The following is a 24154-nucleotide window of genomic DNA, read 5'->3' as shown; positions in this document are numbered from 1 at the left end:
ACTTTTTAGCCCCTCTTAAGCAGTCATCTCGACCGAAAGGGAGAGATCTTTTTTGACGTGGCGGCCCCTCAGAGATACAAAGATCTCTCATTCCGCAGGCTCCATTCGAGATGACAGAGGAGTATTTTTGGGCTTTCTCCTTTAAATCGAATTCACGTTATTTTAATCTTCTCAGTAAATTATTAAGTATCCGTCTCTCCAATGATTTTGACATACCTGTTATTTGTTCTTGGTCTCGTTTTCCTGTTGGCCGGTGCCCAGTGGTTGGTAGACTCCTCCTCGGGTATCGCTGCGCGCTATGAGATTCCACCGGTGTTTGTCGGGGTTGTGATTGTGGCATTTGCGACCAGTGCGCCGGAGGTCGCGGTAAGCCTCGATGCAGCACTGGCAGGCGAAGCTGCAGTTGCGCTGGGGAATGTTGTGGGCAGCAATATCGCAAACATCCTGGTCATCCTTGGTATCAGTGCGCTGTTAGCGCCCATCGCCATTCGGCGGCGCATGGTCCTGCTGGACGTACCCATCGTGATTGCCCTGTCCGTGCTGGTATACCTGCTTAGCCTTGATGGACTCCTCCAGCTTTGGGAGGGCGCCATCATGCTGGTACTCTTCATAGGGTTTATCATTTTTCAGGTCAGGCAGATCCAAAAGGAATCGGGCCCTGAAGAAACTCACAGCGAAGGTCCACCCAAAGTAGAACATCCTCTGCCGGTTCAAATAGGGATATTTGTGGTTGGATTGGGCACTTTGATATTAGGAGCCCACTGGATGGTGGATAGTGCGGTGGAGATTGCTCGCTCGCTGGGAATGAGTGAGCTGGTGATTGGACTGACCATCATCGCCATCGGCACTTCACTCCCGGAATTGGCCACCTCTGTTATGGCGGCCTTCCAGGGGAAGCAGGATCTTTCCGTTGGTAACGTACTGGGCAGTAATATTTTTAACCTCCTGTTTGTGCTGGGATTAAGTTCGGTTGTCAGCAACGGGTTCGAAGTGTCCGAGGCTGCCATCGCGCTCGATCTACCATTTATGGTAGCAGTGAGTATCGCTTGCCTTCCCATTTTCTTTACCGGCCACCGCATCACACGATGGGAGGGAGGCGTCTTTATTTTTTACTACTGCGCCTACCTGGCCTACCTGTTTTTGGATGTCACCGGCCATGAACTTCTGCCGCGTTTCAACGCCGTTATGATCTGGTTTGTCGTTCCCATTACAGTATTGACACTGGGCGTGCTGGCAACGCGGGCATGGTACCTGAACCGCCTCAAAAAGAAGGCAGATGATTTGTCAAAACAAGGTCCTGGGTAAATCAGTAAGATCTTGACCCTAACTTGTTGTATTCACAATCATAAAAATTTAATTCATCCACAATAACGTACTTTTTATCGACAAGTAAGGTATATTTATTTTTTGGGGCTGATATTCTGGTTTTTTCGTAAGAAGTTATCCGGATCATATTTCGCCTTTATCTTTTGCAGCCGCTCGTAATTTTCTCCATAGGTGGCTTTCACGCGATCATCACCCTCCTCCATCATGAAATTAACGTACGCAGCACCGGCGCTGTAAGGGTGTGTAGCTTCCCAATAATCCCGGGCCCAATTCATAATTTTTTCTTTTTCAGCCGGGTCTGAAGACACCCCTGCTATCACCATCGACCAGTTCACGTCGCGGTAGCTCCAGGCGGTTTCATCTACTCCCATCTCATGGACCTTACCATTGATTGGATACATGTGCATGGTTGAACGGGTAGTCGGAACTTCTGCAAAATTAAGATGCTCGGATATAGCTTCATCCGACAGTTCACGAATAAAATCACCTTTCCAATACCATTGCAGGCCCTCAGGGTAAATGCCGTCAAATGCAGCCTGCAGCATGGGATAAGGCATTGGGCTCACATGTTCAAATATGGGCTCCTCAACCTCACGCGCCTGTTGGAGGAAAGGTTCCGCTTCTTCTGTCGAGCTCGTGATACACCATACAAGTCCACAAACTTTTTCCCCGTGAAGTTTGGGAGGAAAGGGATCACCAGGGACCTCAGCCGTCAGGAAAAAGGCATACACATCCTCGGGGACATCGGTGATGAACGAAAGGTACCACTGCATGATCTTTTCCGTTTGAGCAATCGGCCAGAACATGGGGCCGCCAACGATGGTATCAACAGGATGGAGACAATACTTGAAAGAGGTAACGATCCCAAAATTACCCCCACCCCCTCGTAAGGCCCAAAAAAGGTCGGAGTGTTGATTTTGGTTGGCGGTCACAAACCGTCCGTCTGGCAGTACAACATCAGCTTCTAAAAGGTTATCAACCGTGAGACCGTACTTTCTGCTTAGATAGCCATGTCCACCACCCAGGGTTAGTCCGGCAATTCCGGTGGTAGAGATAATACCGCTGACTGTTGCAAGCCCAAAGGCATGTGTGGCATGGTCCACATCCCCCCATGTGCATCCTGCTTCAGCCCGTACGGTTCGCTCCCGGGGATCTACCCGTATCCCCTTCAACCCGGAAAGGTCAATAACCATCCCCTCCTCGCAGAGTGCCAGACCGGGGCCGTTGTGCCCACCCCCGCGGACAGAAGTAAGGAGATTATACTCTCGGGCAAAGTTTACACAGACCTTTACATCTGCAACATCGCTACAATACACAATAAGTGAGGGCTTTTTGTCGACCATCCCGTTATAGATAGAGCGGGCTTCATCATAGTCTTTACTATCGGGTGTGACAATCTCACCTCGAATATGACTCGACAACTCCTCCAGGTTCTCCTTACTCAACTTCACTTTCTTGGCATCCAGGGTAGCTGCTTGTACTAATTCCATTTCTTTGCTGGGTTTGATTTGGTGATCTTCATTGCTGATCACTCAGGATTTTACTATTTGGATATTAAAATAGAGGAGGAGAGATGTCTACCACATTTCATTCAAATAATTGAAGAAATAATTCAGAGGGAGAATTAAGTGATGAGTTAAACAGGCGTAATAACGCTAGTTGACAACGTTGCTATAGGTCGAAGGCAGGATTCCAAATCGGTTACTGAAACATTTTGAAAAATAGGAGGGATTATTAAAGCCAGTTTCAAATGCAATTTGAGATATGTTTCCCTCTTTATTTTCAATGAGTTTTACAGCCCGTGCAAGGCGGATTTCTTTTATGAATTCGGTGGGTGTTTTGCCGGTCAGGGAGGAGAGTTTTCGATAGAACTGGGATTCACTTAGTCCCAGTTTCCTGGTTAAATCAGCATTTGTCAAATCCTTTTTGTTCCAGACCTCCTCCATTGTATCCATCAGATTGTTGAGGAAGCGTTCGTCATCAGGTTGCAGTGATTTAATATTTTTATGAGAAGATAGCTCCTCGAGCTTTTCTTTTTTGAAAAGATTATTAACAAGCGAAGAGACAACAATCTGACCATTTCTGGCAGTGAGGCAGAGACGTTTGGCCAATTGAATAGTTTCCCCAAAAAAATCTTCTTGCTTTGTTACCGGATCACCAGCACTTAAACCAATAGTCCAGTACAATTCCTCTTTTGGGGTAGAAGAGGGTTCGAGATAGGAAATTCTGCGATTTATTTCGAGGGCGCAGCTTACAGCCTTGGATGTAGAAGCAAAAGAGGTAATCCAATCGTTCTCATTATTTGAGACCAGTTTACCGGCAAACTGTTGAGCCGATTCTTCAAGCAGTTTTTTTGATTTCCGGAGGAGGTTATAAAAATCTTTTGATCCCAATTTGTGCTTGAGGATTACAGCATCCTGCAATTCCGTAACCATTATGGTACGAAAAGCCGGGTCACTAAATCCGTCAGACACTTCATCAAAATGTTCTGGATCTTTGATTCGTCCAAGAAAAGCTTCCACTACCTTGCTATCTACCTCGATTATGTTACCCGGTACCATTCCGTGGGAATGATTATGCAGATCTATTACAGACTGTTTGTTTGGGGCTTCCACCAGGCAAAAAGCAGCCCCGCGCACCTCATCAAACCAATACGTAAGGGCCCGGCAGTCAAACTGGTCCTGTATTTCCATATCCTGTTTATGTGCCTCGGCTACATCCTTTGCAGTTATTTCAGGCAGATCGTGTCGATCCATAAAAATAGGCATGGAAACTCCCACAGTAAAAGGTTATGAAAAAAGAATGACTACCGCATTCACGTTAAATGAAAAGTAAGAAACAAAAACCAGAATAATTGTTGAGTCTGGTCTATTCCCAAATTATGAGGTTACTGACCGCTTTTTCCAAAAATTAGTTGGCCAGCTGGCACTTAATCCAGAAGGAACTTAGCTGTATTCCTGATTTTTCTCTCTCTTTTTTGAAAAAATGGGATGAAAAAATAGTTGGGGCCTGGGAGTCTGTCGGACTTAGGGAATTGTAACGAGAATCCGGCCAAATTCGGATGGTTCGCAGTAGGTTATGCTAAGTCCGACAGACTCCTAGAAGGTTTTTATGGCCTAATCTAAAAGTCACGGCTTAAATGTAAACTCTGGCTTAGCTAAGGGCCCATTCAACCGTATCTGCAGGTCGCTGTCGCCACCCGGAATTTGCAAACCCATCAGCTTTTCGAGTTGCTGCATAAAGTTCTGAAATTTGGGAGACATCTCGTGAAGCCTGATCGCCACATTTCGCATATTCGACTGATTAAATTGATCGGTATCCAGCATCACATATCCATCTATTGACACGGTAAAAAGCTCAGAGTTAATACTCATATCTTTTACCGACAAGAGGTTATCTTCCAACGTATTCCGGTAGATGAGAGAGGCGCTGCGCAACGGAATAGAGTCAGCCTGATATCCAAAACCCTGGATAAAAAACTGGTATTGTTGCTGGATAGATTTCGGTGGCGTCCAGGTGATGCTGCTTAGTTCAAGGCTATTAAACAGGGAATCTGGATTCGAAGCAGAATGGCCGAAATAGGCGTTTATTGTTAGGGAATCGGCGCTGACTGCACCTACTGCAGATTCCCCCTGGTAGAATCGGAATTTAGTGCCACTGGCTTTGATATTATGCTGAAGCTGGGTCGGCCGCTGCGTCATACTAATGACAACTAAATCCCAAAGATTGCCACTGTAATTGACCCGCATGGTATCCAGTTTCACTTCAAGGAAGGTCTCCCGGTTAGTATACGAGATTGATCGAAGATCTAATTTGGCTGTTTCCACCTGCTTCAACCCCGATTCCGCTCCCCAAAGCATAAAATTGAGAAAATCAGAATATGTGAGGTCAAACCGTGCAGAAGCCGCCCGCTGAATCGCCTGGTCGTGAAAAATGTTGATATCCGAAATGTGGATATCGCCGGAAAAGGGGCTGACTTCTATTGAAGAGTAGTCGATATTTAGGTTCAGCTGGGATTTCTTTGTAATCTCTTGGATCGTCTCGTCCAGTGTTCGTTCCGCATTGTTGGCTGCATAGAAGTGATAGGCAAACAACCCGATGGCCAAGAGTAGAAATCCTGCAAAAAAGTAGAACAGTTTGTTACGCATCCAATGGGAGTTAAGTATAGGTTATTCGATCACCAACATATGCAACTATTGAGAGATTTTGAAATACATAATTAGGCCATCCTCAAAAAGAAGGTAGTTTTTTCGTTGTTGGAGGTGTTCCTTTTTGTGTGAACAAATCCGCCGGCATGCGGACTAAAGAACGGTCCATCAAAAAAATCACTGGCTGATGTAAAGGCTGGAGGGGGCGATCCAAGATAGCTATGGCTGCTGCCCTGAGTCCAGAGAATCCTTGCAATCTGTTTTATAAAAAGCGAGGAACGTTCCAAAGCAACAGATTCTTTGGGAGCAAGATAGCACAACATCTAGGATTCTCTGGTGACCTTTTTTGGTTCGTTTTTTCGTCACTGAAAAAATGAACACGCCTCCGGCTAAAAGGACTCCAGGAGAAGGAAGCTGCTGAATCACCCGGATCATATGCAAGGTAAACGGGCACTTGGTCTAAATATCCTTGCAGTTAACTCGCAATATTATTCTCGTAAGTCATTAGAATTCAATCGGATTAGGTGCGATGCACTTTTGGAAGTGCGTCGCACCTTTGAGCAGTGTTCTACCGAATCTTGGCAATCTTCTCGAATGAAGTCTTAATCCCCTTGATGAGCGCTGAGCTCAGGCCGTTATGTTCCATCTCATTCAGCCCGGCAATGGTGCAGCCTTTGGGGGTTGTCACCTTGTCGATCTCGTGCTCGGGATGGCCGCCAGACTCCAATAGCAGGGCAGAAGCCCCCAGTGCCGTTTGGGCTGCAATAAGCTGTGCTTCCTCGGCGTGAAATCCGACCTCGATTCCACCCTGTGAAGCCGCGCGAATATAGCGCAGGAAAAAAGCGATACCACAGGCGCCCAGCACCGTAGAAGCTTCCATAAGTTCGGTACCGATGACCAGCGTTTTTCCAATTGCTTCAAAAAGTTCAACAACTGCTTCTTCTGCCTCTTTGTGGGGGGTACTTTCAATACAGGTCATCGACTGGTTAATAGCAGCTGCGGTGTTTGGCATCACACGAATGATGCGAAAACCGGTACCGGTTAGCTCGGCGATCTCCTCGTCAGTCACACCGGTTATAGCTGAGATGATGATATGTTTCTCAGGATGGAGTGACGGTTTAATTTGCTCTATGAGTCCTTCAATCTGATTCGGTTGAACCGCCAGGATAAGAAGCTCAGAGTTCTCAACAGCATCCAGGTTGTCCGAAGTAACCTTGATCCCGTCATCTTCAAGATGTTTAATGAGCTCAACCTTTCGTCGAGTTACCGTTACATTGTATTTTGACTTGGCTTCCTCGGTTCCCACCAGCCCTTTAGCCAATGCTGTCCCGAGGTTACCGCCGCCCAGTATCGTTACTTCTTTTTTCATAATCTATTGGTGTAATTAATTATCTGTTTTAAAATGATGTAGTCATTTCGACCGTAAGGGAGAAATCTTTGTACTACAGTATATAACAGAAAGATCATTCCCTCGAGGTCGAGATTACTCGAAAACACAAAGTGATTTATTAACCGCTGAGTACAAAGGAAATCGCAAAGATCGAAAAGTAGTTAAATATTCTCTGCGACTTCTATGTGCCCTTTGCGGTTACCCGTCGAATGCCCGTGCAAACTTCTCACGGATCTCATCATTGCACAGGTTCCCGATACTACCCTCGTGGGTGTGCTCCACCTGTTTTTCCGGGTTGAAAGTCCCTTTGTTAATCTGTTCGGCTACATCCCGGTAGGCCTCGCGAAACGGCACACCTTTGCCCACCTGCTTGTTTACCACTTCCACGCTAAACAGGTATTTATACCGCTCGTCATCCAAAATATCTTCATTCACTTCGATATGTTGCAGCATGAATTCCGCCATATCCAGGCATGATTTCAGCGTTTCCACAGCCGGGAACAGCGCTTCCTTCAGGATCTGGTACTCCCGGTGGTAACCGCTCGGCAGGTTGCTGTTGATCATAGCCACCTGGTTGGGCAATGCCTGGATCGAGTTGCACTTCCCGCGTATCAACTCAAACACATCCGGGTTTTTTTTGTGCGGCATGATGCTGGAGCCGGTTGTCAGTTCATCAGGGAATGAGATGAAATCGTGATTTTGTCCGGCATAGAGCACCGCGTCCATCGCCAGTTTGGAAAGCGTGGCCGCAACGGAGGAAAGTCCCATAGCCAGTGACTGCTCCAGCCGACCGCGACTCATCTGCGCTGCCACCGAGTTGTATTTAAGCGTGGCAAAGCCCAACTCCTCCGTAGTATGCGTGCGATTAATCGGTAGATTTGAACCGTAGCCCGCTGCAGATCCCAGTGGATTTTGATCAGCCACGTTAAACGCCGCATTGAGCTGATGGAGATCGTCTACCAATTGCTCGGCATACGCCGCAAACCAGAGTCCGAACGAGGAGGGCATCGCCACCTGGAAGTGGGTGTAGCCCGGCATCAGCACGTCTTTGTTCTTTTCGCTCAGTTCGCTCAGTCGATCAAAAAGGCTTTTGATGAGCTCTTTGATCCCGTCGATCTCGCTTTTGGCATACAGATGCATGCACACCAGCACCTGGTCGTTGCGCGAGCGCCCGGTGTGAATCTTCTTACCGGCATCGCCAACGGCTTCGGTCAACCGGTGTTCAATTTTGGAATGAATATCTTCAAACTCCTGCTCTATAGTGAACGTGCCTTCATCCACCTCGCGGCCAATGGTATTGAGTTCGGCAACCAACCCGTTGAGTTCCTCCTCGGTGAGAATCCCGGCCTCTTTCAACATCTTGGCGTGAGCAATGGAGGCTTGCACATCATACTCTGCCAACAGTAGATCGAGTTCACGGTCGTTGCCAACCGTAAACTCTTCTACCTTCGTTTCCGTGTCGAACCCTTTGTCCCAGACTTTCATTATGTGGTCAGAACTTTGCTTAGCAGTTCAATGTAGGTGTCGATTCCATTCTCAATTTCAGACAGCTTGATAAACTCATCAGCCGTGTGAGAACGGTTGGAATCACCGGGGCCCATCTTGAGAGAGGGTACAGGCAGCAAAGACTGATCCGAAAGCGTGGGTGAACCATACGTCTCAATGCCCATCGAGGTCCCCGTTGTTACCAGCGGGTGATCCGTGGGAATGGACGAAGGCCGGAGCTGCACCGAACGCGGCTTGATCTCCGACAAGGTGTGATCGTCAATCACCTGAATTACTTCTTCAAGCGTATAGGCGTCAGTGGTACGCACATCAACCGTAAAAGTACAGCTGTCAGGTACCACATTGTGTTGGCTCCCGGAGTTGATGATTGTTACCGTCATCTTTATCGGACCCAGTGAATCAGAAACCTTGCTGAATTTAAAAGTTCGAAACCATTCAATATCCTTCATCGCTTTGTAGATGGCGTTGTCGGCGCCATCGTGAGCGGCATGACCACTCGTGCCTTTGGCTGTACAATCCAGGATCAGCAGGCCTTTTTCAGCGATCGCCATCTTCATTTGCGTAGGTTCTCCGACGATGGCGCAGTCGAACTCCGGCAGTTCATTGCGAGCGGCGCGCATTCCGTTGTCACCGGATATCTCCTCTTCGGCCGAGGCGCAGAATACTAAGTTCCAGGCCAGGTCTTCGCGATCGTGAAAATGGAGAAACGTTGCCATCAGGGAGACCAGTGGACCTCCGGCATCATTACTACCGAGTCCGAAAAGCTTACCATCTTCCACTTCCGGGCTATGCGGGTCTCGTGTGTACCCGTCATTCGGCTTTACCGTGTCGTGGTGCGAATTGAGCAGCAGGGTCGGCTTACCCGGCTCAAAATGCTTGCTTGTAGCCCAGATGTTGTTGTGCAAGCGCTGTGTTACCACGCCGTGCGATTCGAGAAAGTCAATAATGACCTCCGCGGTATCGTCTTCCTCTCGAGAGAGGGACGGGGTAGCAATCAGCTTCTTAAGCAGTTCGATTGCTTCGGTATGTAGTGAAGTAGAGGTCTGAATCATCATTTTAGTATTGTTCCTGTTTTGGTTAGTAGATTGGCAGGATGCGTGATTGAAACCTGCCGGACGCCCTTGCTCAGGGCAGTAAAGGCATTTTCCATTTTGGGGAGCATCCCCTCGTGAATCGTGCCGTCTTGTTTAAGTTCTGCGTATAGTTCCCGGTCGATTTCGGGGATGACGGAACTATCATCCTCTACATCTTCGAGAACGCCCTGTTTTTCAAAACAGAAGGTCAGGGTAACCTCAAAATTTTCGGAAAGAGAGTGAGCCAGCACCGCTGCCAGCGTATCAGCATTGGTGTTGAACAGCTGCCCGTTACCGTCGTGCGTCAGGGCACAAAAAACGGGCGAAATATTCATATTCAGCAGCTGCGTCAGGCCCTCGACGTTGACACTGTCGTCATCGACATCACCAACAAAGCCATAGTCGATATCAGAATCTCGTCTTTTAAAGGCTTTAATGGCGTTCAGATCAGCACCGGAAAGCCCCAAAGCATTACAGCCTCGCGACTGCAGTTGGGCTACCAGCTTTTTGTTGATCAGGCCGGCATAGGTCATAACGGCCACTTCAAGAGAATCCTCGTCCGTCACACGGCGACCGCGCACCATTTTGACATCAACGCCCATCCGTTCGCTGAATTGGCTTGCGATATTTCCACCGCCGTGAACTAAAATTTTGTGCCCCTCCAGCTCACTGAAATCGTTTAGAAACTCATCCAATAACTCGTCATCGGCGATGACTTTTCCACCGATTTTAATGACTTGCAGTGATTCCATTTAATTGGCCTCCAGAATATTTTTCAGTACAGCCTGACAGGAGCATACCCTGTTCCGGGCTTGTTCATAAACGATTGAATTATCAATTACGGCATCCTCTGCCACCACATTGCGGCGGACCGGCAGGCAGTGCATAAACCGGCCGTTGTTTGTGCGTTTCATTTTTTCCACTGTAACCGTCCAATTGTCTTCCACTGGTGGACGCTTACCATACTGCGTGTAGCTGGCCCAGCTTTTGGTATAGACGAAATCCGCATCTTCAAATGCTTTTTCTTGGTCATAAGTCACCTTCACACCACCGCTGAACTCTTCGTCCAGCTCATATCCTTCGGGATGAGTGAGTGTCACATCGGCGTCGGTGGTTTGAATCCACTCCAAAAATGAATTCACCACAGCGTGGGGCAGCGGCTTGGGATGAGGCGCCCAGGTCACGGCAACTTTCGGTTTTTGAATCCCGGTTTCCGCTATCGTCACCAGATCGGCCAGCGACTGCAAAGGATGGCGCGTAGCCGACTCCATGCTTACCACCGGTACCGAAGCATGCTCGATAAGCTGGCTTAGCACCTGTTCATTGTAATCCTCATCGCGATCTTCAAACTTGGCAAACGAACGGATCGCCAACACATCGCAATACTGGCTGATGACCTGGGCGGCGTCTTTAATATGTTCAACCGTGCTGCCGTCCATAACGGCGCCATCTTCGAACTCGAGCGCCCAGCCGTCTTTGCCCATATTCATGACAATGGTATTCATCCCCAAATTCTGTGCCGCCTTTTGTGTACTCATCCGGGTGCGCAGGCTGGGATTAAGAAAGATCATCGCCAGCGTCTTCCGGCTGCCAATATCCGATAGAAAAGGATCAGCTTTGAGCTGGATCGCCTCCTTAATTAACGCGCTGACGTCCTCGACGTCGGAAACTCGGGTGAATTTGTTCATCGTTCATGATTTTTATCAAAACTACTCGTTTAATTTAGAACGCAGATAAAACGGATTCAGCTGATAAGCACGGATTTCAAAATATTATCGGCGTATATCTGTCTGATCTGTGTTATCCGTGTTCTATCGAAACAACACTAGAAATAACTCGATTTAAGTTGCAAACCGGTGTCTTCCGGAAGTCCGAGCATCAGGTTCATGTTGTGCACGGCCTGTCCCGAAGCTCCTTTTAAAAGATTGTCGATAATACTGGTAACCAGCAGGTTATCGCCGTGCTTTTCTACGTGTAGGATACACTTATTAGTGTTGACGACCTGTTTGAGGTGCAGTGGTTCAGGGCTCACATGGGTGAATTGGGCGTCACTGTAATACTCTTTGTAAAGCTCAACGGCCTCATGCTCTGTCAAATCAGTCTTGGTGTAGGCCGACACGAAAATACCACGCGTAAAATTGCCGCGCATCGGGATGAAGTTGATATCTTGGTTATAAACTCCTTGCAACTGTCCCACACTCTGCTTGATTTCATCGAGATGTTGGTGGGTAAAGGCTTTGTAGATCGAAACGTTTCCTTCACGCCAGCTGAAATGAGTAGTCGAACGCGGTTTTTGTCCCGCCCCGGTAGAACCCGTGATGGCGTGGATATTCACATCCTCCAGCAATTTCTTGTTATCGGCCATCGGAAGTAGCGCCAGCTGGATACCCGTTGCAAAACAACCGGGATTGGCAACCTGATCTGTTTTAGAAATCGAATCATAGTTTAACTCCGGCAGCCCGTAAATGAACTGGCGATTATTCCCATGGGTGTCATCCTCCTTCAGGCGGAAGTCGCGGCTCAGGTCCACAATTTTAACCTCTTCCGGCAATGGATTCTCTTCCAGGAAGGGCCTTGAATTGCCGTGCCCCATACAGAGGAATATAACATCCACGTCTGTGTTAACAGCGTCAGCAAAGGCAAAGTCGGCTTCACCCACCAAATCCTGGTGGATGGAGGAAACTGGCTTTCCGCCCTGGCTTCGGCTGTATACAAAATCGAGATTTATTTCGGGGTGGTGAAGCAGCAGGCGAATAAGTTCACCCGCCGTATATCCACCTCCGCCTACAATTCCTGCGTCAATCATGATTCGTTGTGTACTGATCTGTGAAGATTAATCTGGTTCGATAGAATTTTGGAAAAGCCTTTGACATCATCGCCGCTCCAGGCTTTGTTCATTTCGCCGTAGTCGCCAAAAGAGGACTGCATCAGATCGTTATCAGAGCTGATGCCCAGTATTTCATAGCGATAGGGATGCAGGCTCACTTTTACTGTGCCAGAGACCGCTTCCTGTGTATCCTCCATAAAGGCCTCGATGTTTCTCATCACGGGATCCAGGAACTGCCCTTCGTGCAGCATCTGCCCATACCATTCGCCGAGCTGATCTTTCCAATACAGCTGCCATTTGGTGAGTGTGTGCTTTTCCAGCTGACGGTGAGCGTTGATGATGATCAAGGGAGCAGCGGCTTCAAAGCCTACGCGTCCTTTAATGCCGATAATCGTGTCGCCCACATGCACATCGCGACCGATGGCATAGGAGGAACCGAGCTCATCCAGTGTTCGTATAGCTTCAACTGAGCTCATGGATCGACCGCCGACACCCACGATCTCTCCTTTGTCAAATTCCAGCTCCACAATCTCGGACCCGTTCTTTTCAAGCTGACTGGGCCAGGCGTCGTTGGGCAGCGGCAGGTGAGAGGTCAGCGTTTCGGCTCCCCCAACGGTAGTTCCCCAAAGACCTTTGTTGACAGAATACTGTGCTTCTTCCCAGTCCAAATCCACGCCATACCCTTTAAGAAACTCCACCTCTTCTTCGCGAGAGAGTTTTTGATCTCGAATGGGGGTCAAAATCTCCAGGTCGGGGACCATCACATTGAACACGAGGTCGAACCGAATCTGGTCGTTGCCGGCGCCCGTGCTTCCGTGGGCAATGTAGTCGGCATCGAGCTGCTGGGCGTATTCGGCCACGGCGATCGCCTGCGAGACACGCTCAGCACTTACCGAAAGGGGATAGGTATGATTTTTCAGCACATTCCCATAAACCAGGTAACGGATAATCTGTTGGTAAAAATCGTCAACTTTGTCAATGGTTTTATGGGAAGAGGCACCCAGCGAGAGCGCTTTTTCTTCAACTTCGTCAAGTTCTTCCTGCGTGAAGCCACCCGTTTCCACAAGAACGGTGTGGACTTCTAAATTAAGCTCATTTTTTAGATAAGCCACGCAGTAGGAGGTATCGAGTCCCCCGCTGTAGGCCAGTACTACTTTTTTGCTGTTACTCATTGCCATCCTATTTTGAATTTTAGAATCGATTCAGTTTTGCGGATAAATTGTTTTTTCTTGAGTTTGAGAAAGCGTTTAAAGCGTTCCCATCTTTTTTCCTTCTCCTGCTGTTTGCGCTTTTTCTCCTTCTTTTTTTGCTCTTCGGGATCATAGAGCATGCCGGTGCAGAGGCAGTTCTTGCGGTTGTTGCTGTTCAGGATATCATAGTTGGGGCAGCTCTGGCATCCATCCCAGAAGGTATCGTCGCGCGTCAGCTCTGAGAAGGTGACGGGTTCATAACCCAGGTCGGAGTTGATTTTCATGACCGCCAGGCTCGTTGTAATACCGAATATCTTGGATTTGGGGTACTTCTTGCGGGAGAGTTCAAAGATTTTGTGCTTGATTTTTTTCCCAAGACCCTGCCCGCGGTAGTCGGGGTGCACAATCAGCCCGGAGTTGGCTACATACTCTTTGTTACTCCAGGATTCTACATAGCTAAATCCGATGAACTTATCGCCATCGAGCGCAATAATCGCTTTCCCGTCACGCATTTTGGCGCGGATGTAGCCCGGTTCCCGTTTGGCAATGCCGGTACCCCGTTTATGGGCAGCTTCCTCCATAAGCTGGCAGATCTCTTCGGCATACTTCTGATGCGAATCGTCGGCTACAGTGATTTTGATATCCATGTTAATGTTAGGTTTATGAAGACAGTAAAATCGTCAAAGATTTTTGCCTGTTGGTTGTTTGTGGTTTGGTAAGTTTGTTCGGAGCAGGAAGGTAAACCTGCCTCCGGTAAGTGGAGAAGTTTTATGAGGCCCGGCGGGGCCGCGGCGGAAGAAGAGGAAGGCATCGTCGTGGTACAGGAATAGCGTTTACAGCGAGACTGCTGTTCAGCATTTGATAATATTTTCCCGTTGATTTTAACATGGATCGGAATATAACGCTTACGGGCATCATAATGCAAATATTTATTTGGGGTATCCTCAAAAAGTCCAAAGTCGGAAGGTCTAAGGTCGAAAGTCTAACTTTGTAAGTTTTTGGGAATGGTTTTAAATCTAGCCCCTTAGGTGTTTAGATGTTGAGGTGTTGAAACGTTGAATTGTTGATCCAAGGTTAAGGTTCCTTCCCTATGACCTCCATAATGGGATACTTCAATCCTTCTTTTGGCCAAAACCTAATTCCTAATTCTTCATTCTTCATTCTTCATTCTTCATCCTTCATCCTTAATTCCCCTCCGCTTATGCTCACCTTTACGCTTCAACACTTAAGTTTTAATATTTATATTCATCTCCCTATGAGCGATACACTATTTGAGAAAGCAGAACAGAGCCTCAAGCAGTTTTGGGGGTACGAAACCTTCCGTCCCGGTCAGGATGAGGCGATTCGATCCGTGCTGGAGCAAAAAGAGACGTTGGTCCTTTTTCCCACAGGAGGCGGAAAATCACTCTGCTACCAGGTGCCGGCTACTGTCATGGAGGGGGTGACACTGGTAATTTCACCATTGGTCGCCCTGATGCAGGACCAGGTACAGCAGCTTCGCCAGATGGGCGTTTCGGCTACTTTTGTCAATAGTTCAATCTCTTCATGGGAGGTGGAACAGCGGTTTGTAAACGCTCGCAACGGCATGTACAAGCTGTTTTATTGCTCCCCAGAACGGCTGAAGACGGACCTGTTCCAGGCCGAGATGGAGAAGCTGGATATCAGCCTTGTGGCCATTGATGAGGCACATTGCATATCGCAATGGGGACATGATTTCCGGCCGAGCTACCGTGATATTCGCCCTTCTCTCGAGCCGATTGCTAACTCTGTCCATTGGGTGGCCCTGACCGCCACGGCGACTCCAGAAGTGCGGGATGACATTGTGAAAAACCTGGAGTTTTCGGAGCCCAATATCATCTCCAAAGGTTTTGACCGGCCGAACCTAAAATGGTGGGTTATCCAGAGTATCAAGAAAGATAAAAAGTTGTTGAAGGCGGTGAGCAGGGCCGAGAGCAAAGGGTCAGGCTTGATCTATGGCGGGACCCGACGAAACTGCGAGCGACTTGCTGATCTGCTGAACATGAAACTGGGGATAAAGACAGCAGCTTACCATGCGGGGTTTGAGGATGAAGAACGCAATCGGATACAGGAGCAGTGGATTGCGGGAAAGCTGCCCCTTGTGGTGGCAACCAATGCGTTTGGGATGGGCATTGACAAGGCCGACTGCCGGTATGTGATTCACTATGAGATGCCGTATTCGCTGGAATCTTATTACCAGGAGGCTGGGCGTGCCGGCCGCGATGGGGAGGAGAGCTATCCCATCTTGCTTTTTAACCAATCGGATGCAAGAACGGCAGAACAACGACTGAAAGATTCCTACCCGGAAAAAGAACAGCTTGAACAGGTCTATGATGTGTTGTGTGATGAGCTAAACCTGGCAGTGGGGTCCGAAATGGAGCAGATGGAGCAGGTATCCCTGCAGGCACTGAAGAAAAGAGCCAGGCTGCCCAGACGAATTGTTGAGTCGTCGCTGAATGTGCTGGATCAGCTGGGGGTGATACAGCTCATCGAAAATGTTTCCCCACAGATCGGATTACAATTCCAGGCAAGCCAAGACCACATACGAAGTTTGATCCTGGAATGGGATAACCAGCGTAAAGCGGCTTTTTTGGATGTCATTTTTCGCCAGTTCGGGGCAGAAGCATTTTCAGAAATAAAGTATCTGGAGCTTGGTTACCTGCAGCGTAAGTTGGAGACATCGCGAAATGGAGTTATAAAAGGCCTTCAGGTGCTACAAGAACATGATCAGTTGTTAGAATTTGAAGCTATTGGGGAAATGCCGCTGGTCATTTTAATGGAGGAGCGTGTTTCAAAACTCCCCTTCCAGAAAAAGGAGCTCGAGGCCCACCGTAATAACCTGTTGAAAAAGCTGGAATATATGCTGGGATACATCGAAACTGCGGGCTGCCGGGAAGTCTACCTCAGGAGTTATTTCGGGGAAGAAAATCTCCAGCCCTGCGGGCATTGTGACCGCTGCCTGGCTGACAAGGAGGATGCAGTCTCCAAAGGGATAGACGGGGAAAAGCTGAATCTACTTCGTGAAACCATGAAAGGCTATGACGGGCGCGAATTTGATGAAATCGCCCAGGCAACCGGATCCGATAAACATGAGCTCAAGGAGATGCTGGCATTTCTTGTTCGGGAGGACAAGGTCGAGACCCGGGACAATAAATTCTACTGGAAAGACTGAAATCGTTTTACTGAAGCCTAGAGCTGTCCATGAGCCCATCTTTTACCATCTGTTCTTTCAGGCTGTCAATTGCATTAGTGACCCGTTCCACCTGGGGCTCCACCTGGCTTTGAAAATACCGGTGACTCCTGAGAAATTGCTCCTCATTGACATGGTATTTATCATAAATAAGTGCTTTGAGAGAGTCGATATTGGGCTCTGCTGAATCAGGTGGAAACGATGCCCGGTACGATTTCAGTAGTTGTAGCTCAATCAAAAGGTCGATGTAGTCATCTTCCGGTATCAGGTTTTCCGGCTTTGGATTCTTAGGTTTCTCAATACATCCCGCCAGAAGGGCTACCAGTGGGAAAAGCAGCAACCATGTCCTGAATGTGTTATTCATCTTCAGGGCGTTTCGGGTTCAGGGGACGCATCGTCATATCGCTAATAAGGAAGTTGTCGGGCGTTTCCAGCACATTGGTCAGTACCGTGGCCATATCCTCCGGCTGCATCATGTTGGAGTGGGCTCCCCGTTCGGCATTGTCAAAGAAATTCGTGGCAATAGAACCGGGATACAGGCAGGTTACCTTGATGCCGTCGTAACGGAGCTCTTTGAAAAGTGCTTCACTAAAGCCGCTGACACCAAATTTACTGGCGTTGTATCCTGAAATTTGAGGATTACCCAGCTTACCGGCGATGGAAGCGATATTTATGATGTGGCAGACGGGATCATACTCTTTCATCAATGGGACAATCTGTCGCGTGAGATAGAAGGTGCCTGACAGGTTGGTATTGATCATTGTGTCCCACTCTTCGACTGACAACTCATCGACGTTTCCAAAGTATCCAAGTCCTGCATTGTTAACCAGTACATCCGGGCTTTGATCTCCACTGAATGTTTTGTCAACCCAGCTTTCAATAGCCTTGTGATTAGTAATATCCATTTTTACTGGGATAAAGCTGGATCCAAATTCATCTCTAATTCTTTGTAACTTGTCTTCGCTGCGGGCAAGTCCATAAACCGTGGCCCCTTTAGTTATAAGTGCCTGAGAAAAAGCAGCTCCAATACCACTGCTGGCGCCTGTAACAATTGCGGTTTTTCCTTGTAAATTCATAATACTGGTTATTTCGTGGTTTTTCTGAATGTTAAACGAATAGATGTTTATGAGCAAACAAAAGAAGGAAATCATTCCACCGAAAGGCTCCAAATTATTTGTTGATATCGGGAATTCGTCCCTGAAAAGTGCCTACTTGAAAGATGACGTATGGCAGCACCCGCACCTGGCGGAAATGGGGTTGCATAACGCTTCGGATTTTACCAGCTGGGTAAACCGAAACGTGGATCGGTTGGAGATGATTATAATAACAAGTGTGGTTGCAGAGGTAACCGAGGCCCTGACAAACGGTATAAGGACTTCAAGATACCGGGTGTTGACGGCAGCAGACATCCCGAGGGAACTCCTGGATTATGAGACACCGGAAACCCTGGGACTGGATCGTTTTTTGGGCTGTTACGGGGCGGTGACACAAACCCGCAAATCGGCTGTTGTTATTGATGCGGGATCGGCCTGTACAGTGGATTTTATGGCTGCGGATTTTCTGTACCGTGGTGGTGTAATTATGCCTGGGCTGAATATTATTGAGGAGGCGTGTCGAGAGAAGCTACCAGCCCTGCCTTCGGTAGAGCGAAAAAAACCTGATAGCTGGCCGGGAAAATCCACGAAAGAAAGCCTGCAGTGGGGGATTACCGGCAGTTACGTATTTGCCATAAAGGAAATGCTAAGGCGATACCGAGAATCTTTCGGCGCATATAACCTGGTGGCTACGGGGGGTGGAGCCGGAGAGATCGCCAAACTATTGCGGCCACTAACAGAAATTAAAGTACGACCATCTCTCGTGTTTGACGGAATGAAAGAGTTCATGGAAGATCATTTACAGTGAACAGATATTCAGTTATACAGTGTGTCAGTGATCAGTTAATCAGGGAAAGTGAATGTGAAATGCTAAACTGGATTAAATTTTCACCGGTTGAATTTAGAGCTGCTATACGGTCTATGCACGATCTGCTAAATCAGTGAGAGAACGACAGGGTCCGCAGATGACGCGGATTTCGCGGATTGTCTGGTACATCTATCTTTATGGGTTGCTCGTGAAGATGACTAACCGGGAAAAGCGTAACCTAAAAGAGTTGGAAATAGGCGATAACCCATCACGCATTATGCATTACTCATCACTAATTCTTTCCGCTATGAGAGCTTGAACCATCTCAAGGGCTACGTCGTTTTCTCCGCCTCTTGGGATAATGATGTCGGCATACCGCTTGCTGGGTTCCACAAACTCCAGATGCATGGGACGCACATATTTTTCGTATTGATTCAGTACCCCTTCCAGGCTGCGGTCCCGCTCCACTATATCACGGCGAATACGGCGCATGAGTCGAACATCGTCATCGGTATCCACAAATATTTTAATGTCCATATGTTCGCGGAGATCCTGTTCGCTGAAGATCAGTATGCCATCCACAAGGATCAGCTTTTTGGGTTTTACCTGTCGCGTCTCCTCCTTCCTGACATGGTGTGTAAAGTCGTATACCGGCACTTCCACTTCCCGGCCTTCCTTCAGGGCTTTGAGATGCTGAATCATCAGTTCTGTTTCCAGTGCCGAGGGATGGTCAAAATTTTGGTTGGCACGCTCTTCAGGCGAAAGGTGCGTCAGGTCGCGATAGTAGGAGTCATGCTCGAGTACCACAATATTTTTTTTGCCAATCTGGCGGGAAATATGGCGGATAACTGTAGTTTTTCCTGCTCCGGTTCCACCTGCAATGCCAATGATGACGGGATCCAAGGGGACTTAGTTCGTTTTAAAGTTTTGGCTTTTCTCGTACTCAAGCTTGTAGTTTCGAATAGCCCTGAACAATGCCGAGGCGATGATACTTTGCCCGTAATCGCTGGTCAGGTAGCGCTGCTCACTTGGATTGCTGATAAAGCCTGTCTCAATAAGGATGGCAGGCATAGAGGCGTGGAAAAGCACGATAAAACCAGCCTGTTTAACGCCCCGGGAGTGTCGTTGGGCCCGTTCATCAAATTGATGCTCCATCATGCCGGCCAGTTTCTCGCTGGTGGCCATGTAGCCTGAGTTGGCAAGCTCGTAAATTAACAGATCTTCCTCAGTCAGCTCTTCGCTTTTATTTGGCCCCTCTTCAAAACGAATCACGCTGTTTTCCTTTTTCATGACCTCAAATGCAGCCTGGCTGCGGTGAAGTCCCAGGAAATAGACTTCGGTACCCCTGGTATTCCGATTCCTAAAAACATTACAGTGGATAGAAACAAAAAGATCACCCTCGGCCTTGTTTGCTATGTGACCGCGCTCCTCCAGGCCTACAAACGTATCGTCATCTCGAGTGTAGACCACTTCCACATCGGGGAGATACTCATTGATATAGCCTCCCAGCTTTTTGGAAATGTCGAGTACCACATCCTTCTCACGTGTTCCCTTATATCCAATAGCACCGGGATCGTGTCCGCCATGGCCCGGGTCGATGACCACCACATCAAACTTGATCTTGTCTTTGAGTTGCTGATAATCACTGTCCACTGCAAGACTACCGGAAGAAACGTCACCAACCAGCATGCTGTCCTTGGAAACAAGAAACTTGGACCAAATAATAGGTTTGACCTCCTCCGCCAGATGCTGAATCTGCTCTTTATCAGAGTAGCTTAGTCCAAGCAACAGGTCGTTGCTGTTGCCGTCGTGGTAAGCATTGGCAACAAAATACTGTTCGTTGGGAATATAAAGATCGACCCCAACCCCAAATGGAAGTTCATAAAACCCGATCTCATCATAGACCACTGATGTGGTGTCGTAATGAATGTCTGAGTTGGAAATTTGATCCCCATACAGCGTCATCTGAATTAAGTCGGTTTTAGACTGGATGACTTTGAAGGAGTCTACTTCCTGCTCAAGGTGGAAGCGAACCACATATCCCTTGCCATCGCTGCGTTCAGCCGTAGACACACGGTTCAGGATGTTACTGTCCTGGGCCTGCACACTGCTGAAAAGAAGCAGAAAAATAAAGAGAAAAGGGGTACAAGCTCTTGTCAGAAAAGAGTTATTAAGTATGAAATGTATGATTTTTTTGTGCGCTTTAATCACTGAATGCTGAAATATATGACTTTCAACAACATTATCTATTTAAGCATATATTAGGATATAATATATCAAATTTTGCAGAAGGTAGTAATTGTGTGATTATTCTAATTCAAATTTATTATTATCGCCGAAATCTTGTTCGACAATGTTTAGATTGTCAACTCGGTTATTATCACAGTTGATAATTTTATCTTCAATATTTAATTGCGGTTAATAGAGGATTCATTATGAAGAGACTTGTCTTTTGTATTCCCTTCATTATTTCTTGGTTCATGCTTGGTTGTGGCAGTGAACAAAGCCAGGGACAGCAAGAGCAATCCCCGATGACCATACAGGATCGCCTGGATCAATACACTTCTTTTCAGTTGAAGGCTGATATTTCAGGGCTCTCCGAAAATCAAAAAAAGATGATCCCACTGCTTATTGATGCGGCTGATGCCATGGATGAGGCATTCTGGAGGGAATCTTATGGCAACAAGGAAAAGCTTGAAAGCATGATTGCGGATCCTGATGTGTGGCGGTTTACCCAGATTAATTACGGGCCGTGGGACAGGTTGAATGGCAATGAGCCATTTGTTGAAGGAGTGGGGCCAAAACCGGCAGGAGCCAACTTTTATCCCGCGGATATGACCATGGAAGAGTTCGAGGAATGGGATTCCGAGCAGAAGGATGATCTTTATACGTTGATTCGCAGGAATGAACAGGGGGCGTTGACCACCATGCCGTACCATGAAGCGTTTGCTGAACAGCACAAGTTATCTTCACAAAAACTGAAAGCAGCGGCTCAGCTAGCTGAAGACCCGGGATTGAAAAAATATCTGAATCTCCGCGCCGAAGCGTTGCTGACCGACGAGTATCAGCAGAGTGACATGGCATGGCTCGATATGAAGAACAACCTGATTGATGTTGTAATTGGTCCCATTGAGACATATGAAGATGGACTGTACGGGTATAAGGCTGCGCATGAGGCCTACATTTTACTAAAAGACAGGGAGTGGAGCGATCGTCTTTCCAAATATGCCGAAGTTTTGCCGGAGCTTCAGAACGGCTTGCCGGTACCGGAGGAATATAAGCAGGAAAGCCCTGGTCGTGATTCTGATCTCAATGCCTATGATGTGATTTACTACGCCGGCGATAGCAATGCCGGATCAAAGACGATCGCCATCAACCTGCCAAATGATGAGGAGGTGCAGCTTAAAAAAGGGACCCGCCGGTTACAGCTCAAAAATACCATGCGTGCCAAATATGACAAGATCCTGGTCCCCATATCGGAAGTGCTTATTTCAGAAGATCAGCGAGAGCATATCACTTTCGATGCTTTTTTCGGGAATACCATGTTTCATGAGGTAGCGCATGGGCTGGGCATCAAAAATACAATTACTGGTGGAGGTACTGTTCGCGAGGCACTCAAGGAGCACGCTTCGGCTATCGAGGAGGGAAAAGCTGATGTGCTGGGGCTCTACATGGTATCAGAACTTCGCAAAAGTGGGATGGTAACCGAAGGATCTGTTGAAGATAATTACGTAACGTTCATGGCCAGCATCTTCCGGTCGATCCGGTTCGGCTCATCCAGTGCCCACGGGAAAGCCAACCTGATACGATTCAACTTCTTCGAGGAGCAGGGGGCATTTACTTACGACGATGAAAGGGAAACCTACCGCGTCGACTTTGAAAAGATGGCCGCAGCTACTGATGCCCTCTCCCGTAAAATCCTGATGCTTCAGGGAGATGGAGACTACCAGGGAGTAGCAGATTTTGTTGAAAAGTATGCCACCGTAGGTCCCCAGCTTCAGCAGTCACTTGATCGTCTTTCTCAGCAGAATATACCGGTGGATGTGACATTTGAGCAGGGGCTGGTGGAATTAGGCCTTTAGGGCCAGGAATTCGTAAACCGGGAACTCAGAAATAAGCCCCTTCCAAATAACCGGCAAGAAAGAACAAATTCAGTTGATTATATACCTCCAATCATGTACAATACATGTAGTTCCTACCTTTAATTTATTAACACGGAGGTGTAGCCTATGGAAACAGAAACCTTTCTGGACGCTTCAGAGAATGGCGACATCGATGCCATAACATTAGCAATCAATACCGGGATCGATGTAAACACTAGTGATGAACATAATCGTACCGCCCTGCTAAAAGCCGCAAAACACGGGCATGCTGATATCGTTGAATTTCTGCTTGAAAAGGGTGCAGATGTAAATATCCGGGACAATCGCGGAACAAGTGCACTATACTGGGCATCAAGTAATGGCCACAATCACATTGTTCAGATGCTTATTGATCACAAATGCGAGGTTGATATTGTAGATGACCGAGGCTGGTCAGCCAAAGACCAAGCAAACTATCATCATTACGACAACATCGTAAATTTACTTGAAGAAGCTGGGGCCTAAACATCCCGGCATTTTTTATGTTTGGCCTGCCTGATATTGGTTGGTGGGCAGGCTTTTTGTTTTCTAGCCGGCTGAGATCAGGAAAATGGTTGGCATTTTGTGGATGGATGTTCGTTTGTGCTGTTTCCATTCCCCAATCGACTTTGAGATGATTTGTTCATCAGGCAAGGTAAGGTTGGTTGCGGAACAGAATTCAGTGCTATTCCGGCAGGTGGTGATGACCTCTTCCAGCAGTTCGTCATTGCGATGGGGGGCTTCCATGAAGATCTGGGTCTGCTTTTTCTTCCGTGATTCCTGCTCCAGCCGTTGAATTGCTTTTCGTCGTTTCTGCTCGTCAATAGGCAGGTAACCATGAAAGGCAAACTGTTGGCCGCTGAACCCTGATCCCATCAATGCGAGAAGAATAGAGGAGGGGCCCACCAGGGGCTGCACCTTGATGTTCTGCTTGTGCGCCATGCGGATAAACTCTGAGCCGGGATCGGCAACCACCGGGCAGCCGGCTTCCGACAATAATCCCACATCTTTTCCATTTTTTAATGGTTTCAGGAAAGAGGTTTTTTCTTGATTTGAAGTCTTCTTGTCAAGTAGTAAAAAATCAATCTCGTATTCCGGCACCGTATCGCCCACCCACTGCAGGTAGCGAGCGGCCGTTTTTACGTTTTCAACAACCAGGACCTCCAGGCGACGGATGATGGAGAGTACATATTCAGGGATCGTATTGTTTTCAGGGGTTTTCCCCAATGTGTTTGGGATGAGATATAACGTTCCTTTTTTGTCTTCAGGCATTCAATAAAAAATTAAGAATTATGAATCACTATTGACAGATAAAAAATACGTTTGGAGTTATCTTATTTCTCAATTTTGCTGTTCATTTTTTCAACGATGAAAAAATAAACGAAAAAAATCGCCGGCTCGGGTAAACTTGACCTGAAGGGCCCTCGTTCCGCTAAAAAAATCACAGATTTTTTCTTTACGCT

The 24154-nt window shown here is 47.6% G+C and carries 21 protein-coding genes; 5 read left to right on the top strand and 16 right to left on the bottom strand.

What is annotated here, in order from left to right:
* Positions 1-201 precede the first annotated feature (201 nt).
* Positions 202-1305: a calcium/sodium antiporter gene (locus NC796_RS13760; protein ID WP_310685182.1), complete on the top strand. Its 1104-nt coding sequence runs from the start codon at positions 202-204 to the stop codon at positions 1303-1305.
* A 95-nt stretch (positions 1306-1400) separates the two neighbouring features.
* On the opposite strand, the gene NC796_RS13755 is transcribed toward NC796_RS13760, so the two are convergent.
* From NC796_RS13755 to NC796_RS13705, 11 genes are all read right to left on the bottom strand, one after another.
* A complete protein-coding gene (locus tag NC796_RS13755; RefSeq protein ID WP_310685180.1) occupies positions 1401-2816 on the bottom strand; it encodes an FAD-binding oxidoreductase in 1416 nt (471 codons plus the stop codon).
* Positions 2817-2981: 165 nt separating this feature from the next.
* Positions 2982-4082 carry a nickel-binding protein gene (locus tag NC796_RS13750; protein WP_310685178.1) on the bottom strand — a complete coding sequence of 367 codons (1101 nt, stop codon included), beginning with the start codon at positions 4080-4082 and terminating at the stop codon, positions 2982-2984.
* Between the two features lie 372 nt (positions 4083-4454).
* Positions 4455-5474, bottom strand: a complete 1020-nt coding sequence (locus tag NC796_RS13745) for a hypothetical protein (protein WP_310685176.1) — start codon at positions 5472-5474, stop codon at positions 4455-4457.
* A gap of 568 nt (positions 5475-6042) precedes the next feature.
* Positions 6043-6843 carry a pyrroline-5-carboxylate reductase gene (gene proC, locus NC796_RS13740; protein WP_310685175.1) on the bottom strand — a complete coding sequence of 267 codons (801 nt, stop codon included), beginning with the start codon at positions 6841-6843 and terminating at the stop codon, positions 6043-6045.
* Positions 6844-7062: 219 nt separating this feature from the next.
* Positions 7063-8349 (bottom strand): argininosuccinate lyase, encoded by a 1287-nt coding sequence (gene argH / locus NC796_RS13735; RefSeq protein ID WP_310685174.1) that lies wholly within the window; start codon positions 8347-8349, stop codon positions 7063-7065.
* Entirely contained in the window at positions 8349-9425 is a 1077-nt protein-coding gene (locus NC796_RS13730; RefSeq protein ID WP_310685172.1) for a M20 family metallo-hydrolase, read from the bottom strand. The genes argH and NC796_RS13730 overlap by 1 nt, the downstream gene beginning before the upstream one ends.
* A complete protein-coding gene (gene argB / locus NC796_RS13725) occupies positions 9422-10195 on the bottom strand; it encodes an acetylglutamate kinase (protein ID WP_310685170.1) in 774 nt (257 codons plus the stop codon). The genes NC796_RS13730 and argB overlap by 4 nt, the downstream gene beginning before the upstream one ends.
* A complete protein-coding gene (locus NC796_RS13720) occupies positions 10196-11131 on the bottom strand; it encodes an N-acetylornithine carbamoyltransferase (RefSeq protein WP_310685168.1) in 936 nt (311 codons plus the stop codon).
* A gap of 137 nt (positions 11132-11268) precedes the next feature.
* Entirely contained in the window at positions 11269-12249 is a 981-nt protein-coding gene (gene argC / locus NC796_RS13715) for an N-acetyl-gamma-glutamyl-phosphate reductase (RefSeq protein WP_310685165.1), read from the bottom strand.
* Positions 12246-13442 carry an argininosuccinate synthase gene (gene argG, locus NC796_RS13710; RefSeq protein ID WP_310685163.1) on the bottom strand — a complete coding sequence of 399 codons (1197 nt, stop codon included), beginning with the start codon at positions 13440-13442 and terminating at the stop codon, positions 12246-12248. The genes argC and argG overlap by 4 nt, the downstream gene beginning before the upstream one ends.
* The gene (locus NC796_RS13705) at positions 13439-14107 is read right to left on the bottom strand and encodes a GNAT family N-acetyltransferase (RefSeq protein WP_310685162.1); all 669 of its coding nucleotides are present in this window, start codon (positions 14105-14107) and stop codon (positions 13439-13441) included. Before NC796_RS13705 ends, argG begins: the two co-directional genes overlap by 4 nt.
* A 608-nt stretch (positions 14108-14715) precedes the next feature.
* Between NC796_RS13705 and NC796_RS13700 the strand changes: the two genes are divergently transcribed.
* Positions 14716-16650: an ATP-dependent DNA helicase RecQ gene (locus NC796_RS13700; RefSeq protein ID WP_310685161.1), complete on the top strand. Its 1935-nt coding sequence runs from the start codon at positions 14716-14718 to the stop codon at positions 16648-16650.
* Positions 16651-16657: 7 nt separating this feature from the next.
* Here NC796_RS13700 and NC796_RS13695 read toward each other — a convergent pair whose 3' ends face one another.
* The gene (locus NC796_RS13695; RefSeq protein ID WP_310685160.1) at positions 16658-17032 is read right to left on the bottom strand and encodes a DUF4296 domain-containing protein; all 375 of its coding nucleotides are present in this window, start codon (positions 17030-17032) and stop codon (positions 16658-16660) included.
* Positions 17025-17744 carry an SDR family NAD(P)-dependent oxidoreductase gene (locus tag NC796_RS13690; protein WP_310685159.1) on the bottom strand — a complete coding sequence of 240 codons (720 nt, stop codon included), beginning with the start codon at positions 17742-17744 and terminating at the stop codon, positions 17025-17027. The genes NC796_RS13695 and NC796_RS13690 overlap by 8 nt, the downstream gene beginning before the upstream one ends.
* Positions 17745-17793: 49 nt before the next feature.
* On the opposite strand from NC796_RS13690, the gene NC796_RS13685 reads away from it, so the two are divergent.
* A complete protein-coding gene (locus NC796_RS13685; protein ID WP_310685157.1) occupies positions 17794-18570 on the top strand; it encodes a type III pantothenate kinase in 777 nt (258 codons plus the stop codon).
* Between the two features lie 282 nt (positions 18571-18852).
* Here the strand turns inward: NC796_RS13685 and udk are convergent, their stop codons facing one another.
* Entirely contained in the window at positions 18853-19473 is a 621-nt protein-coding gene (udk, locus tag NC796_RS13680) for a uridine kinase (RefSeq protein ID WP_310685155.1), read from the bottom strand.
* Between the two features lie 6 nt (positions 19474-19479).
* The gene (locus tag NC796_RS13675) at positions 19480-20643 is read right to left on the bottom strand and encodes an N-acetylmuramoyl-L-alanine amidase (RefSeq protein ID WP_310685153.1); all 1164 of its coding nucleotides are present in this window, start codon (positions 20641-20643) and stop codon (positions 19480-19482) included.
* Positions 20644-21005: 362 nt separating this feature from the next.
* On the opposite strand from NC796_RS13675, the gene NC796_RS13670 reads away from it, so the two are divergent.
* On the top strand, positions 21006-22652 hold the full coding sequence (locus NC796_RS13670; RefSeq protein ID WP_310685152.1) for a dipeptidyl-peptidase 3 family protein: 1647 nt from the start codon (positions 21006-21008) through the stop codon (positions 22650-22652).
* Between the two features lie 147 nt (positions 22653-22799).
* Complete coding sequence (locus NC796_RS13665; protein ID WP_310685151.1) at positions 22800-23177, top strand: ankyrin repeat domain-containing protein; 378 nt, start codon at positions 22800-22802, stop codon at positions 23175-23177.
* Positions 23178-23240: 63 nt separating this feature from the next.
* On the opposite strand, the gene NC796_RS13660 is transcribed toward NC796_RS13665, so the two are convergent.
* Positions 23241-23963: an SAM-dependent methyltransferase gene (locus NC796_RS13660; RefSeq protein WP_310685149.1), complete on the bottom strand. Its 723-nt coding sequence runs from the start codon at positions 23961-23963 to the stop codon at positions 23241-23243.
* Positions 23964-24154 lie beyond the last annotated feature (191 nt).

The organism is Aliifodinibius sp. S!AR15-10, assembly GCF_031569985.1.
Lineage (GTDB): Bacteria > Bacteroidota > Rhodothermia > Balneolales > Balneolaceae > JAMQKA01.
The sequence above is the reverse complement of the archived record's forward strand: the minus strand, read 5'-3'. Positions and strand labels throughout refer to the sequence as shown.